This is a genomic window from Solihabitans fulvus, from assembly GCF_008386585.1.
Taxonomy (GTDB): Bacteria; Actinomycetota; Actinomycetes; order Mycobacteriales; family Pseudonocardiaceae; genus Solihabitans; species Solihabitans fulvus.
On the sequence record NZ_VUOB01000018.1, the window covers coordinates 62,415 to 76,748 of the forward strand.

The window sequence follows — 14,334 nt, forward strand, 5'->3', positions numbered from 1 at the left end:
GGAATGACGGGTGTGGTTGAACTTGCCGACGAACTCTTCGGCGTTCTGATCGGAGCCGAGCCGCTGACCGCGACCATGCTCGGCGTCCCCGGCTACGACGACCGGCTCAGCGACTTCACCGAGGACGGCGAGCGGGCCGTCGGCGAGCGGCTCGCCGACCTCGCGCAGCGGGCGCGGGCGCTGGATCCGGACGCGTTGTCCGCCGACGACCGCACCACGCGCGCGGTGATCATCCAGCAGGCCGAGGCGACCATGGACCGCATCGAGTGCCGGCTGGTCGAGTACACCGTGGCCAGCTCGTTCCTCGCCCCCGTCGGCGAGGTGCTGTCCGTCCTGCCGACGGCCTCGGTGTCCAGCCAGGACCAGGCCGAGGCCTACCTGACGCGGCTGCGGGCCGTGCCGGCCTTCCTCGACGCGATCGCCGCGCGGCACCGGATGGGGATCGCGGCGGGACGGGTGCCGGTCGCGCGGCTCGTGCGCGCGGCGATCGAGCAGCTGGACGCCTACGCCGCCAGCCCCGACCAGGACCCGTTCCTGCGGCCGGAACCCGCCGAGGGCAACGAGAACTTCGTCGCCGATCGCGAGCGGGTGCTGGCCGAGCTGGTCCGGCCGGCCCTCGCCGGCTACCGCGAGGTGCTGGCCACCGAGGTGCTGCCGCACGGCCGCCCCGACGACCGGCCCGGCCTGTCCTGGCTGCCCGAGGGCGAGCAGGTCTACGCGGCGCTGAGCCGGCTGCACACCACGACCGACCGCACTCCAGACGAGCTGCACGAGACCGGGCTGAGGCTCGTCGCGGACCTCGCGCGGGAGTACATCGCGCTCGGCACGAAGACGATGGGCACCGACGACCTCCAGCAGATCTTCGCCAACCTGCGCACCGATCCCGCGCTGCGCTGGAACACCGAGGACGAGCTGCTCGACGCCGCCCGCGAGGCGATCAGCAGGGCGAGCAAGGCCGCGCCGTCCTGGTTCGGCCTGCGGCCGAGCCACGAGTGCCAGGTGGAGGCCGTGCCCGCGGTCGAGGCGGCTGGCTCGCCAGGCGCGTACTACATGCCGGCCTCCATGGACGGCGAGCGGCGCGGCACCTACTTCGCCAACACGGACAAGGTCACCGAGCGGTTCCGCTACACCGCCGAGGCAACCGCGTTCCACGAAGCCGTGCCGGGACACCACTTCCAGTTCACCATCTCGCAGGAGCTGCCGGACCTGCCGCTGCTGCGCCGCACCGCGCCGGTGACCTCCTACATCGAGGGCTGGGGCCTCTACACCGAGCGGCTGGCCGAGGAGATGGGCCTGTACTCGGGCGACGTCGCCAGGTTCGGCATGCTGACGCTGGACTCCATGCGCGCGGCAAGGCTCGTGGTCGACACCGGCCTGCACGCGAAGGGCTGGAGCCGACAGCAGGCCATCGACTTCATGCGCGACAACACCGCGATGGCCCCGATGGAGATCGAGTCCGAGGTGGACCGGTACGTCGCCGCGCCCGGCCAGGCTCTGGCGTACATGGTGGGGCGGCTGGAGATCCAGCGGCTGCGCGCCGAGGCCGAGCAGGCGCTGGGCGAGCGGTTCGACATCAGGGCGTTCCACGACCTGGTGCTGGCCGGCGGCCCGCTGCCGCTGTCCACCCTCGCCGAGGTCGTCACCGACTGGATCGCCGCGCAGGTCTAGTCCTTCGCTGTCGTTCGCCGCGATCCGGCCGGCTTGGTGGGCCGGCCGGATCGCGGCGCAGCCCTGGCCCGCGAAGCCCTAGCCCGCGAAGCCGACCAGGCCCGAGGCGATCTCCTGGATCTCCAACTTGCCGGTCACGACGTCGTGCACGAACTGCTCGCCGGCCTCCTCGTCAAGCGGCTCGCCGAGGGGATGCCCGTTGATCCCCAGGAAGAACCAGGTGGCAGTCCAGGCGAGCCGCTTGTTGCCGTCGATCAGCGCGTGGTTGCGGCCGAGCGACTCCATCAGGGCTGCCGCCTTCTCCCAGATGCCGGGGTAGGCGTCCTGGCCGAACACCGTCGACTGCGGGCGGGCGACGGCGGACGCGAGCAGCCCCATGTCGCGCACCAGCACCTCGCCGTCAACGACCCGGTTGGCCACCTCAAGCAGGTCCTCGATCGTGAGGTAGTCGATCACTGAGCGAGCCGCTTGTTCAGGCCCTCACTGACGCGCAGGACGTGGTCCAGCGCCGCGCGGCGGCGCTGGGTTCGTGTCGCGATCGCGGTCATCAGCATGTCGTGGACGAAGTCCTGGAGGCTGCGACCCTCGGCCGCGGCCTGAGCACGGATCTCCTCGATCTCGGATTCCTCGAACCGGACCGGCAGCATCTTCATCACGCTTCATGCTAGCGCGTGCTATCACGTGATGTCAGCGGCGCGGAGCACGCTCGTCGACGGCAACTGTGACGCGTGCCGCACTGTCACTTTCCGCGATCAAAAACGACCGAAAGTCGGCTGATCCAGGCCGCACGCTCGTGTCACTCGCGACACACGGTCACCACGCCGAAAGCGGGCCGAAGCCCGTCACGCGACCGTTCCTCGACCGAAACCTGACACAAACATGCAGGTGGACGCCTGCATGGCGGAGTTTGTGCCCCCAATGGGACTCGAACCCATACTGGGACCCTTTTAAGGGGCCTGCCTCTTCCGATTGGGCTATGGGGGCAGCGGGCAGCCTAAGTCCTCTTTCGGGGTCCGTGGAGCCACTTTCGCTCAACTCGCCCGCCCGGCTCAGCCCGATGCGCCGGCCGGCTCACAGGGGTAAGGGGCCGATCGCGGTCATCCCGAGCACGACCTCCTCGGTCGGGTCGCATCCGAGCGCCCGCTCGACCAGTTCGTCGCGCAGCGCCGCGGTGAAACCGACCCCGAGTCCCATCGCGGTCGCCACCAGGTACGCGGTCTGCGACAGGTGGCCGACGTCGAGCTGCACGACCCGGTAGGCCCGAGGGGTGTCGTAGCGCCACCTCGTCCGCTCCAACAGCCCGGTGTAGGTGATCACCGCCGCCGCCTCGCCGATCCAGTCCTGGTCCCCGGCACCCCGCGCGAGCTCAGCACGCCCCCACACGGCCCCAAGCGGCTCCAGGACGTGATTTCTCCCGTCATAGTGGTACCACCCCGGATCAAGCCCGTCGACGCGTGTGGCGTGCACGTAGAGCTCGATCGGGTGTCGACCCCCGCCCGACGGCGTCGTCTTGAACACGGTCCCGGTCCGGCCGATCCGCTGCCGCGTCGGGGACGCGCCGCCCAGGATCGCCAGCAGGTGCGCCAGCTCGACCACGCCGAGCGGCTCCGCGCCGAACTCGCGGGTGGTCCGCCGGTCCAGCAGCACCTCGAACAGGCCCCGGTCGCCCCAGTCCGGGGCGGCCCCCAGCTCGGGCAGCCCGACCTCGGCGACGCCCCGGCGCGCGAACGGCGACGGCGGCGGGAAGTCGACCAGCTTGCTGTCCAGGGCGGCGTCGTGCTCGTCCGCGTCCTGGTAGTCGTCGTCGCTCAGCGTGCGGCTGGCGAAGTGGAAGTGCCGCGCCCCTGCACCCCAGCTCGACCACGCGGCCAGCAGCGCCCGCTCGGTCCGGTGCTCCGTGGAGCCCTCCACCACCAGCACCCCGGCGGCGAGCAGCTCGTCGACGACCCCGCGAACCGCGACGCGCTCCGGGTCGGCCAGCGGCGCGAGCAGCTCGTCGATCTCGGTGAACTGGCTGAACTTGCGGCACAGCAGCTCGGCCGTCTCGCTGATCCGGTACTGCCGATGGTGCAGATAGTCGTCCCACACCAGACTGCCCCGGTCGTAGAACAACGTCGCGTGCTCAGCGACCTTGACCCGCACCCCGAAGCTCCTCAAAACGAGTGGCGACCCAGTCGTGCACGGCGGTGGAGACGTCGTCGTTGGCCGCCCGGTGCTCGAACCAGCGCCAGTCGCAGTTGACGTTGACCTCGAGGAACACGTACTCCGAGCCGGTCACCAGCAGGTCGAACGCGGCCACCTGGAGCCGCCAGTGCCTGGCCAACGCGAGCAGCGTCGCGGCGAGCGCTGCCGGCACCTCGGTCGGCTTCACGCTCACCGAGTCCGGGTCGACCCACAGCTGCGCGGGGTCGAGCTTGTCCACCTGGTAGCCGAGGCAGCGCTCCCCGACGACGAACACCCGCAGCTCGGTGTCGGACGGGACGTACTCCTGCACGATCACCGGCGCCGGCTCCGGGGTGTCCCCGGTCCTGCTGGTCTCCAGCGGCCGCGGGAACAGGCCGTGCTGCATGCCCGGCCTCGGTTCGAGCAGGTGCCGTCCGGTGGTCTTGACGATGCACGCGCCGCCGCCCGGCCTGTTGCGCCCCGGCCTGGTGGTCACCGCGGTGCGCGGCACCCGCAGCCCGAACGCGGCCGCGTCGGAGAGCTGGGTGAGCCGGTCGAGGTGGCAGGTCGCCCTTGTCGGGTTGACGTGCCCCCAGTCCTTGCGGTCGGTCAGCCAGCCCGCCACCGAACGCCACTGGTCGACGACGTAGGAGCCGGTCAGCGTCCTGGGGTCGACGGGCAGCGCGGACAGCTCGAAGTGCCTGCGCCAGACCAGGATCGGCCGCAGCAGCCAGCGGTCCAGCTCGATCAGCGGGGTGTCGGTGTAGATCGTCAGCGCGAGGTCGACGCAGCGGTCCACGTCGATGCGGGCCATCCGGATGCCGCGCTCGGCCAGCGCGATGGACAGCTCGTTCATCTCCATGTCGGCGGCGCGCGCAAGCACCAGCACGCAGGGAATCGGGCTGCCGTCGCCCTCGTCGACCATGCCCAACCTGTGCACCTGCTCCTGGAAGTCCAGGCAGTTGGCCGGGGACCGGAAGTGATAGTCCTGACCTTGCAGCAGCAGGGGGGTGGAACGGTCCAGCGCGGAGGGGTTCAGCACGGGCGGCAACAGGCTGTCGGACAGCACCGCGCCAGGTTCGGGCGGGGGCTGCTCGTCCGGGATGATCCCCCGCCCGGAACCGGTCATCCTCAGTCGTCCTTCTTGCTGCGGAATACCTTCCCGGCGGTGGCGTACTCTGCGGCGTACTCGGCCAGCGCCCGATCCTCGATCTCGCCACTCCGAAGCTGTGCGGCCAGCTCCTCGATCGACATCGCGGTCACCTCTCTCCCCACCCCGTGCGTCACACTTTCAGGTGATGCACCAGCGGTAGTCTCGGTTTCACCTTACGCAATGTCAAGGCGGCCCAGACCGCAATTGGTCTATGTGGGCGATGGGTTTCCCCAACTGTCCGTATCGCGGTTTCCTCCGCCGCCGCAATGAGCCCCCAAACGGATGTACCGCCGCTACGCCATTCGGCGCGGCGACGGTACCCGTGGGTGACTCGACGTCTAGCGTGCCTCGGTCAGCTGTGCACCGCGCGAACGAAGTCCGCGTGCGGGTCGTTGATCTGGCCGAGGGCAACGGCCTCGCGCCGCAACACCAGCGCCAGCGTCCAGTCGCTGAGCACCCGGAACTTGCGGTTGAAGGTCGGCATGAACATCACGTGGTAGCTGCGGTGCATGAACCAGGCGATGATGCCCTTGAAGCGCAGGCCGAACACGTCCGCGACGCCCTTGTAGAGGCCGAGGCCGGCGACCGAGCCGAGGTACTTGTGGAAGTACTGCTTGGGCTCCTTGCCGCGCAGCGACGCGATGATGTTCTTGGACAGCAGCTTGGACTGCCGGATGGCGTGCTGCGCGTTGGGCACGCAGGTCGCCTTCGGGTCCTCCTCGGTGCGCGACAGGTCGGGCACCGCCGAGCAGTCGCCGGCCGCCCACACGCCGGGCAGGCCCTCGACCTGCATGGCGGCGGTGCAGCGGACCCGGCCGCGCTCGTCGAGCGGCAGGTCGGTGTCGCGCAGCATCGGGTTGGCCTTCATGCCGGCCGTCCAGATGATCGTGTCCGAGTCGAACTCGGTGCCGTCGTCCAGCGCGACGTGGCCGCCCTCCAGGGACTTGACCCTGGTGTCCAGGTAGACCTTGATGCCGCGCTTCTCCAGCGCCTGCACGGTCCAGACGCCGAGCCGCTCGCTCACCTCGGGCATGATCCGGCCGGTCGCCTCGACCAGCACCCAGTTCATGTCCTCGGGCTTGAGGTTCTCGTAGTACCGCAGCGCGAAGCGCGCCATGTCCTCGAGCTCGGCCAGCGTCTCGATGCCGGCGAAGCCGCCGCCGATCACCACGAAGCTCAGCAGCCTGGCGCGCAGCTCGGCGTCGTCGGTGCTGGCGGCCTGGTCCAATCGGGACAGCACGTGGTTGCGGAGGTAGATCGCCTCGCCGATGGTCTTCATGCCGATGCCCACCTCGGGCAGGCCGGGGATCGGCAGGGTGCGGGAGATCGCGCCGAGCGCCGAGACGAGGACGTCGTACTCGACCTCCTCGACGTGCCCGTCGACCAGCTCGACCGTGACGGTCTTGCGGGCGTGCTCGATTCTGGTGGCGCGGCCTGTCAGCACGTGGCACCGCTTGAGCACCTTGCGCAGGGGCACCACCACGTGGCGCGGCTCGATCGAGCCGGCAGCCGCCTCGGGCAGGAACGGCTGATAGGTCATGTGGGGCTGCGGGTCGATAACCGTGACCGAGGCCTCACCGGATCGGAGCTTGGACTGCAACCCGAGTGCGGTGTACATGCCGACGTACCCACCGCCGACGATGACGATCCTCGTGGGTTGCGACTTCACAGCAGCCATACCCATATGGTCGCACCGACATGCGGTGCGGCGCGCGTTCGCAAGCCCCGTTGTGACCACGGTCGCCGGTGATGGAGGACACTTCCCGGCGGTGAACTGGACATTCGTGCAGTGGTCCAGTCCTTTGACTGAGATCGCCCTCAGTTCCACCTGAGACAGTCCACAGTGTTGATGCCGACCCCCTGACGGTTCCCACCCCCTCCGCGATCCTCAGCGTGCGGCGCGGTCCCCAGGGTCGGTCAGCCGCAGGGCGAGCAGCGCGAGACCGCCGACGCCGAGCAGCCCGGCGATCTCCACCGCGGCGCTGGTGTCGCCGCCCGGCACCAGCGCGGCGACACCCGCGATCGCGAACACCGCGAGCTGCGTCACCAGGAATCGGCGGGCGGGCAGGCGGAACGCGGCGAGGTGCACCCGCGAGTCCCTCGGCAGCACCGCGGCCAGCGCGCAGCCCACGTGCAGCAGGTGCACCAGCGGGATCAGCGCGAGCACCTCGGGACGCAACGGATCGTCGCCGACGAACCCGGCCGACAGCGCGACGCCGCCGATCAACAGCGTCCCGGCCGGCGAGCCGGGGAGCAGCACCGCCACGGCGCCGAGCAGAGCGAAGATCACCACCAGCGCGCCGCCGATCCCCTGCTCCGACACCAGCGCGACCATCGCCGCAGCGACCAACCCCACCGCCGCGCGCAGCAGCCAGCCGGGCAGACCGACGCCGACCGCGATCACCGGCGAACCGCTCTCCCCGCCAAGCTCGCCGCGCTCGTCACTCTCGCTCATCGACTCACTCCGACCCGCCGCCTCGGCTGGGCCGCGCGGCGGAGCACCGCAGCGACCGTCCCACCGTCGGCCCACGGCACCACCGCGATGCCGTGCCCGCGCAGCGCGGCGAGCCGCGTCTCGTGCTCCAGCTCCAGGATCCGCAGCGTCGCGTCGCCCCACGGCGTGCTCCGGTCGGCCAGCAGGCCGGCCGGCAACACGTCGACGGCCAGCACCAGGTTGCCGCGCCGGGCCGCGTGCACGGTCACCTCGACGGCCGCGTCGTCCAGGAACGGCGACAACACCACGACCAGCGCGCCGTGCGGGACCTGCTGGGCGTGCAGCACCGGCCGCGCGGCCCAGCCCGCCGACCTCGCGCACACCACCAGCTGGTTGCGCAGCCTGAGCAGCTGGCGGCGGCCGACGCCGGGGCGCACCCCGAGCTGCGGGCGGCCGAGGTCGGCGAGGCTGACCCGGTCGCCCTGCCACAGGTAGCTCGCCGCCAGCGACACCGCCGCGCGGACCGCCGTGTCCAGGCTGCCGCCGGCACGCACCGAGTTGCCGCGCAGCGCGCTCGACCAGCCCGCGACGTCCGCGCCGACGTCGACCCTGGTGTCCACCGCGAGCACCACGTCCGCGTCGGCCTCCGCGTGCCGCTCCCGGACGTGCAGCACGCCGGCCCCCGGCTCGCCGCCGGCCTCGGCCGCGCTGCGCAAGGAGACCCGCCAGTCGATCCTGCGCAGCCGGTCGCCCGGCTGGAACGGCCGGATGTTCCGCAGCTCGGTGCCGTCGCCGGGGCGCCGGGCGCGGTGCGCGCCGACCAGGCCTGCCGCCCTCGGCGGCAGCGGACCGGCCGGCAGCGCGCGCAGCGGCGGCAGCACCACCCGCCTGCCCTCGACGCCGGTCACCGGCCCGAACACGAACAGCGCGTCCGGCCCGGCCACCAGGTGATCGGCACGCAGGTCGATGCCCTCGCCCCAGGCGTCCCTGCGCAGCCGCGCGCCGATCGGCGAGCCGGTGGCCGGCAGCAGGTGCACCGGGCCGGGCCCCGGCCGGTCCGGCGTCGGCAGGCGCACGGCCAACAGCTCGCCAGCGCCCGCGACGACCTCGACGACCGCCGTGGTCGACTCGCCGGCCTCGACGGCGTGCGGCAGCGGGCGGACGGTCACCGACGGCGTGACCGAGGCCCTCGATCCGGCCGGCGCCGCGAGCAGGCTGGCGACCAGCAGCGGAGCGCCGAGCAGCAGGACCTCCAGCCGGTGCGTCAGCACGCCGATCACGACCAGCCCGGTGCCGAGCACGACGCCCCGGCGCAGCGCGTCGGTGGCGCGCCAGCGGTGCTTGGTCGGGCGGGCCAGCGCCGCCCGCCAGCGCGCCGCGCGCCGGTTGGACCGTTGGCGCGGCGCGTCCCCGGCCGCCCCGGCGAACGGGCCCCGGCGGGTGCTCATCTCGAGCCAGCGCCCTTCGCGCTCGTGGCGGCGGCCTTCGCGCTCGCCGGACCGGGCACCCTGCCGAGCAGCTCCGTGACGACCTCGACCGCGGTGAGGCCGGAGGTCCAGGTCTCGGGGCGCAGCGTCAACCGGTGCGCCAGCGCGGCGACCGCGCACTCCTTGACGTCCTCCGGCCGCACGAAGTCGCGGCCGTCCAGCACGGCAAGCGCCCTGGCCACCAACACCAGCGCCTGCGCACCGCGCGGCGACGCGCCCACCTCGACGGCGGCGTGCGCGCGGGTGGCCGAGGCGAGGTCGACGCAGTAGCGCAGCACGTCGTCGTCGACGGTGATCCGCTCGACGCCCGCCTGCAACTCACGCAGCCGCGCCGCGTCGACGACACCGGCCACCTCGGTCTCCTCGCGCTGCCTGGCCAGCCTGCGGCGCAGCACCTCGACCTCCTCGTCCGGCGGCGGGTAGCCGATGTCCAGGCGCAGCAGGAAGCGGTCGAGCTGCGCCTCCGGCAGCGGGTAGGTGCCCTCGTACTCCACCGGGTTCGCGGTGGCCAGCACGTGGAACGGCCTCGGCAGCGGGAAGGTCGTGCCCTCGACGGTGACCTGCCGCTCCTGCATGGCCTCCAGCAGCGCGGACTGCGTCTTCGGCGGCGTGCGGTTGATCTCGTCGGCCAGCAGCAGGCCGGCGAACACCGGGCCGGCGCGGAAGGAGAACTCCCGCTCGGCCGGGTCGTAGAGGAAGGAGCCGGTGACGTCGGCCGGCAGCAGGTCCGGCGTGCACTGGAGGCGGCGGAAGTCCAGCCCGAGCGCCTGCGCGAGGCTGCGCGCCATCAGCGTCTTGCCGAGGCCGGGGACGTCCTCGAGCAGGACGTGTCCGCCGGCCAGCACGGCCGCGAGGGCGAGCCGCAGCGTGCGTTGGCGGCCGACGACGACCTGGCCCACGGCCTCGAGGACCGTGTGGCACTCGGCGGCGATGGCCGGCACGTACGCCGAGGTGTGGTTGCCGGCTCCGGCGATCGTCACAGTGCCTCCAGTCGATTGAGCAGGTCGGTCAGCCCGGCGGGCCCCGGCAGCCGGGCGGCGGGGTTGGTCAGCAGGTGGTGCAGCTCGGGGCCGAGCAGCGCGGCGGCGCGCGGGTCGGCGAGGTCGGCGAGGTCGCCGTTGCCCGGCAGTTGGCGCAGCCTGGCCAGCGCGAGCGCCCGCAGCCTCGGCTGCACGCGGCCGCGGAAGCGGGACTGGTCCTCTGCGGCCTCGGCGAGCCGGCCGGCGAGCGTGCTGGCCTGGAGTTCGGTCGCGGTGGACAGCGGGTCCGGCAGCGGCTGCCAGACGGGTTCGGTGGCGCGCGGCGTGCGGGCGGTGAGCCAGACGACGGCACCGACCGGCGCCGTCAGCACGGCCGCCCACGGCCACGGCGCGCCCAGCAGCCAGTAGCAGATCAGCAGCGTGATGACGCCGAAGAGCGCGACAAGCAGCCCGGCCCGCAGCGTGCTGAGGCGCGGCTCGGTCAACAGCGGCTCGCTCATTGGACCACCGCCCCGGTGGAGCGGTGCGCGACGGTCGCCAGATCCGCCACGATCCGGTCAAGGGCGGTGGCCGCGCCCGTGGCGTCCTCGTCGGTCACCGAGCCCGCCGGGCCGAACCTGGCCCTGGCGTAGAGATCCAGGAGCGCGGCAAGGGCGGCCTGGTCGACGGTGTGCGCGGCGAGCAGTGCGGCGGTGAACTCGGTCGGCGTCTCGTGCGGTTGCCGACGCGTGCCGCTGTCGGCCGCCGCGTCCTCGAGCAGCAGCCAGGCGGCCACCACCGCGTCGGACGGCGGTCCACCGGCCCTGGCGTGCAGCTCGGCGAGCGCGGAACGGGCGCCGCGCAGCAACGCCTCGGTGGACATCCCGTCCGAGGAGCCGCCGTCGGTGTCGTCGGCGACGGACTCCTGCACGGTGGGGCCGAGCTTGCGCCGAGGTCGCCAGCGGGTCACGGCGACGATGGTGACGGCGATGCCGACGAGCAGCGCGACCACGAACAGCACCACCAGCGCACCGACGCCGATGCCGCTGACGGTGTCCAGCACGGAGTTCGGCTGGGACTCCTGGGAGGTCGGCGGGGTCGTCGTCGGCGCGGGCGGCAGGATCGGCCCGAAGCGTCGGGCCGTGTAGGGCACGGCCGACCGGCCGCGCGCGGCGACCACGGCGAGCAGCAACAGCGCGGTCACCGACAGCAGCAGCGGAAGCCGGGACCTCACTGCGGCCCCCGGTGCGCGGCGCTGAGGTGAGACACGCCGCGCAGCATGACATCCCGGGGCCGGTCATGGGCCCGCGATGCCGCGATTGATCAATGGGACCGCGAGCCGACGGTCAGCCGGGCAACGAACCCGTTCGTGCTAGCATTGCTATCATACTCGACCGGGGGTGAGTGCCATGGCGACACTGACAATCCGTGGTCTGGATGACGAAGTGCGCGAGCAGCTGCGTGTCCGAGCCGCGGAACACGGACGCTCGATGGAGGCCGAGGTTCGCGCGATCCTGGTGGACACGTTGTCCCACCCGGTTCCCGCTCGTGGTCTCGGCAGCCGCATCCATGCCCGGTTCGCGGCTGTCGACGAAGGCGAGTTCGAGTTGCCGACTCGCGACGAGCCACCTCGCGTAGTGGACTTCGACGCGTGATCATCCTCGACACCAATGTGCTGTCCGAAGTCATCCGCAGGCAGCCAGAGGACTCCGTCTTGGTCTGGCTCGACTCCCTGCTCTCCACCGAGGTGGCAACAACTGCGGTGACCGCCGCCGAACTGCTCCACGGGGTGGCTCGCCTACCCGACGGGCATCGAAAAACCGCGCTGAGCGGAGCAGTGCACGCCCTGCTCGATGAGGACTTCCACGGGCGCGTGGAGCCGTTCGACATGCAGGCGGCCAACGAATACGCCGCCGTTGTCAGCCATCGCGAGAAGTTGGGCCGCCCCATTGCCGTAGCCGATGCGCAGATCGCCGCGATCTGCCGTGCGCGTCAGGCGGTCCTGGCCACCCGCAACACGAAGGACTTCGACGACACCGGTGTCGATCTCGTCAACCCCTGGCACATCGGTTAACCCGGGCGGCGGCCTCATGGCTCGTGCCTTCGTGCGGCGGGGTCAGCCGAGCCCGGCAGCGGCCTTCGCCGTGTGGAGCACGTCCTCGACCATGGCGGGGGTGACCAGCCCGGTCGACGTGTTGCGCTGGCTCACGTGGTAGCAGCCGAACACCTCCAGCGGCGGGCCGCCTTCGTCGGCCGGCAGCGTGACCCGGACGCCGTGGCCGAACTTCGGGCGCGGGCGGGGGACCTGCCAGCCCGCCTCGGCGAGCACGGGCAGCAGGGCCTGCCAGCCGAAGCCGCCGAGCACCACGACGGCGCGCAGGGTCGGGCGCAGCAGCTCCAGCTCCCTGGCCAGCCAGGGGCGGCAGGTGTCCCGCTCGGCGGGAGTCGGCTTGTTGTCCGGCGGGGCGCACCGCACCGGCGCGGCGAGCCTCGTGCCGTATAGCTCCAGGCCGTCGCCGATGCGCACGGCGGTCGGCTGGGACGCCAGGCCGACGGCGTGCATGGCGGCGTACAGCACGTCGCCGGACCGGTCGCCGGTGAACATCCGGCCGGTGCGGTTCGCACCGTGCGCCGCCGGCGCGAGGCCGACGATGGCGAGCGCGGCGTCCGGCGGCCCGAAGCCGGGCACCGGCCTGCCCCAGTACTCCTCGTCCCGGAACGCGGCCCGCTTGACCCTGGCCACCTCCTCCCGCCACGCGACCAGCCTCGGGCACGCCCTGCACCCGATCACCAGTTCGTCCAGCGCCTTGAGGTCGTCCACTTCCTGGCCGTGCACAGTCATCTCCGTCCGTGCTCCGATCACGCCGACGTAGGGTGCCAACCATGGCAGCGAAGGACACCAACGTTAAGGCCGGCAACGCGCCTGCCGAGCCCGAGGACACCACGTCGAAGGGCGAGGACACCCCGGAGCCGACCGACGACCTCGTCAGCACGGCTCATTCCATCACCGTTCGGCGACGCAAGCTGAACTACACCACCACCACCGGCCGCATCGTGCTGCGCAGGGAGGTGCTCACCGACGGCGCGTTCGACGGCCACCTCCCCAAGGCCGAGGTCTTCCTGACCGCCTACACGCTGGACGGCGCGGACCCGGCGGAGCGCCCGGTGACCTTCGCGTTCAATGGCGGTCCCGGCTCGTCGAGCGTCTGGCTGCACCTCGGCCTGTTCGGGCCGCGCCGGGTGCTCTCGGGCGACGCCGGCGACCGCGCCACCCCGCCGTACGGCCTGGCCGACAACGCAGAGACGCTGCTCGCGCACAGCGACCTGGTCTTCATCGACCCGGTCTCCACCGGCTACTCCCGCCCGGTCAAGGGCGAGAAGGCAGGCGACTTCCACGGCTTCAAGGCCGATCTCGAGTCGGTCGGCGAGGTGATCCGGCTGTGGACCTCGCGCAACGGCCGGTGGATGTCGCCGAAGTTCCTCGCCGGCGAGTCCTACGGCACGCTGCGCGCGGCCGGCCTCGCCGAACACCTGCAAACCAGGTACGGCATGTACCTCAACGGCCTGATGTTGATCTCCTCGGTGCTGGACATGGGCACCATCCGCTTCACCGAGGGCAACGACCTGCCCTACGCGCTGTTCCTGCCGACCTACGCGGCCATCGCGCACTACCACGGCCTGCACGGGGACCGGCCGCTCGCCGAGGTGGTCGCCGAGGCCGAGGAGTTCGCCGGGCGCGACTACCCGTGGGCGCTGAACCGGGGCCACCGGCTCGCCGCCGACGAGCGCGCCGACATCGTCGCCAGGCTCGCCGCGCTGGTCGGCCTGTCCGAGGACTACGTGGACCGGGTGAACCTGCGGGTCGAGCACGTGCGGTTCTTCACCGAGCTGCTGCGGCACCGCCGCCAGGTGGTCGGCCGCCTCGACGGCCGGTTCCTCGGCTGGGACGACGACTCCGGGCGGGAGCACTTCACCGAGGATCCTTCCTACGCAGCGATCCTCGGCCCGTACACGGCGGCGCTGAACCACTACCTGCACTCGGAGTTGGGCTACGCCAACGACCTGCCCTACGAGATCCTCACCGGCAACGTGCATCCCTGGTCCTACAAGGAGTTCGAGGGTGCGCACGTCTCCGTTGCCGAGAAGCTCTCGGCGGCGATGCGGGCGAACCCGCACCTGAAGGTGCACGTGGCGCTCGGCTACCACGACGGCGCGACCGCCTACTACGCGGCCGAGCACGTGCTCGCGCATCTGTCCATCCCCGAGGAGCTGCGGGGCAACATCGAGTCGGCCTACTACGAGGCAGGCCACATGATGTACGTGCACGAGCCGTCCCGCCTTCAGCAGTCCAAGGACCTGGCGGCCTTCGTCAAGGCCGCGTCCGCCCGCTAGGGAACGTCATGAAGGGTCCCGTCAGGACGTTGGGTGTCCTGACGGGACCCCTCATGGCATGTCTAGCTCGGGAGCGGG

General features: G+C 71.8%; 16 protein-coding genes and 1 tRNA gene. 4 read left to right on the forward strand and 13 right to left on the reverse strand.

Annotated features, from left to right (window positions below; all coding sequences use genetic code 11):
* Positions 1–3: 3 nt before the first annotated feature.
* Positions 4–1,668, forward strand: coding sequence for a DUF885 domain-containing protein (locus F0L68_RS10635; protein WP_149849340.1), 1,665 nt, complete (start codon positions 4–6; stop codon positions 1,666–1,668).
* Positions 1,669–1,746: 78 nt separating this feature from the next.
* Here the strand turns inward: F0L68_RS10635 and F0L68_RS10640 are convergent, their stop codons facing one another.
* The 12 genes from F0L68_RS10640 to F0L68_RS10690 form a co-directional block, all read right to left on the reverse strand.
* A complete protein-coding gene (locus F0L68_RS10640) occupies positions 1,747–2,124 on the reverse strand; it encodes a type II toxin-antitoxin system death-on-curing family toxin (protein WP_223198672.1) in 378 nt (125 codons plus the stop codon).
* On the reverse strand, positions 2,121–2,321 hold the full coding sequence (locus F0L68_RS10645) for a hypothetical protein (protein ID WP_149849341.1): 201 nt from the start codon (positions 2,319–2,321) through the stop codon (positions 2,121–2,123). Before F0L68_RS10645 ends, F0L68_RS10640 begins: the two co-directional genes overlap by 4 nt.
* 257 nt (positions 2,322–2,578) lie before the next feature.
* Positions 2,579–2,652 (reverse strand) — tRNA-Leu (locus F0L68_RS10650).
* Positions 2,653–2,739: 87 nt separating this feature from the next.
* Entirely contained in the window at positions 2,740–3,810 is a 1,071-nt protein-coding gene (locus F0L68_RS10655; RefSeq protein WP_149849342.1) for a SagB family peptide dehydrogenase, read from the reverse strand.
* The gene (locus tag F0L68_RS10660) at positions 3,791–4,960 is read right to left on the reverse strand and encodes an ATP-grasp domain-containing protein (RefSeq protein WP_223198673.1); all 1,170 of its coding nucleotides are present in this window, start codon (positions 4,958–4,960) and stop codon (positions 3,791–3,793) included. The genes F0L68_RS10655 and F0L68_RS10660 overlap by 20 nt, the downstream gene beginning before the upstream one ends.
* A 2-nt stretch (positions 4,961–4,962) precedes the next feature.
* Positions 4,963–5,085, reverse strand: a complete 123-nt coding sequence (locus F0L68_RS44530; RefSeq protein WP_276313845.1) for a hypothetical protein — start codon at positions 5,083–5,085, stop codon at positions 4,963–4,965.
* 251 nt (positions 5,086–5,336) lie between these two features.
* Positions 5,337–6,662, reverse strand: a complete 1,326-nt coding sequence (locus F0L68_RS10665; protein ID WP_149849343.1) for an NAD(P)/FAD-dependent oxidoreductase — start codon at positions 6,660–6,662, stop codon at positions 5,337–5,339.
* A 210-nt stretch (positions 6,663–6,872) separates the two neighbouring features.
* Positions 6,873–7,439, reverse strand: coding sequence for a hypothetical protein (locus F0L68_RS10670; protein WP_149849344.1), 567 nt, complete (start codon positions 7,437–7,439; stop codon positions 6,873–6,875).
* Positions 7,436–8,866, reverse strand: a complete 1,431-nt coding sequence (locus F0L68_RS10675) for a DUF58 domain-containing protein (protein ID WP_149849345.1) — start codon at positions 8,864–8,866, stop codon at positions 7,436–7,438. Before F0L68_RS10675 ends, F0L68_RS10670 begins: the two co-directional genes overlap by 4 nt.
* Positions 8,863–9,846: an AAA family ATPase gene (locus tag F0L68_RS10680; protein WP_149849360.1), complete on the reverse strand. Its 984-nt coding sequence runs from the start codon at positions 9,844–9,846 to the stop codon at positions 8,863–8,865. Before F0L68_RS10680 ends, F0L68_RS10675 begins: the two co-directional genes overlap by 4 nt.
* Before the next feature lie 35 nt (positions 9,847–9,881).
* Entirely contained in the window at positions 9,882–10,385 is a 504-nt protein-coding gene (locus F0L68_RS42275; protein ID WP_188316497.1) for a hypothetical protein, read from the reverse strand.
* Positions 10,382–11,098 carry a DUF4129 domain-containing protein gene (locus F0L68_RS10690; protein ID WP_149849346.1) on the reverse strand — a complete coding sequence of 239 codons (717 nt, stop codon included), beginning with the start codon at positions 11,096–11,098 and terminating at the stop codon, positions 10,382–10,384. The genes F0L68_RS42275 and F0L68_RS10690 overlap by 4 nt, the downstream gene beginning before the upstream one ends.
* A gap of 175 nt (positions 11,099–11,273) precedes the next feature.
* Here F0L68_RS10690 and F0L68_RS10695 point away from each other — a divergent pair, with 175 nt between their 5' ends.
* Together F0L68_RS10695 and F0L68_RS10700 are read left to right on the forward strand one after the other, a co-directional pair.
* Entirely contained in the window at positions 11,274–11,519 is a 246-nt protein-coding gene (locus tag F0L68_RS10695) for a FitA-like ribbon-helix-helix domain-containing protein (RefSeq protein ID WP_149849347.1), read from the forward strand.
* On the forward strand, positions 11,516–11,938 hold the full coding sequence (locus F0L68_RS10700; RefSeq protein ID WP_149849348.1) for a type II toxin-antitoxin system VapC family toxin: 423 nt from the start codon (positions 11,516–11,518) through the stop codon (positions 11,936–11,938). Before F0L68_RS10695 ends, F0L68_RS10700 begins: the two co-directional genes overlap by 4 nt.
* 42 nt (positions 11,939–11,980) lie before the next feature.
* Here F0L68_RS10700 and F0L68_RS10705 read toward each other — a convergent pair whose 3' ends face one another.
* Positions 11,981–12,706 (reverse strand): uracil-DNA glycosylase, encoded by a 726-nt coding sequence (locus tag F0L68_RS10705; RefSeq protein ID WP_149849361.1) that lies wholly within the window; start codon positions 12,704–12,706, stop codon positions 11,981–11,983.
* A gap of 41 nt (positions 12,707–12,747) precedes the next feature.
* Between F0L68_RS10705 and F0L68_RS10710 the strand changes: the two genes are divergently transcribed.
* Complete coding sequence (locus F0L68_RS10710; protein ID WP_149849349.1) at positions 12,748–14,256, forward strand: S10 family peptidase; 1,509 nt, start codon at positions 12,748–12,750, stop codon at positions 14,254–14,256.
* Positions 14,257–14,334 lie beyond the last annotated feature (78 nt).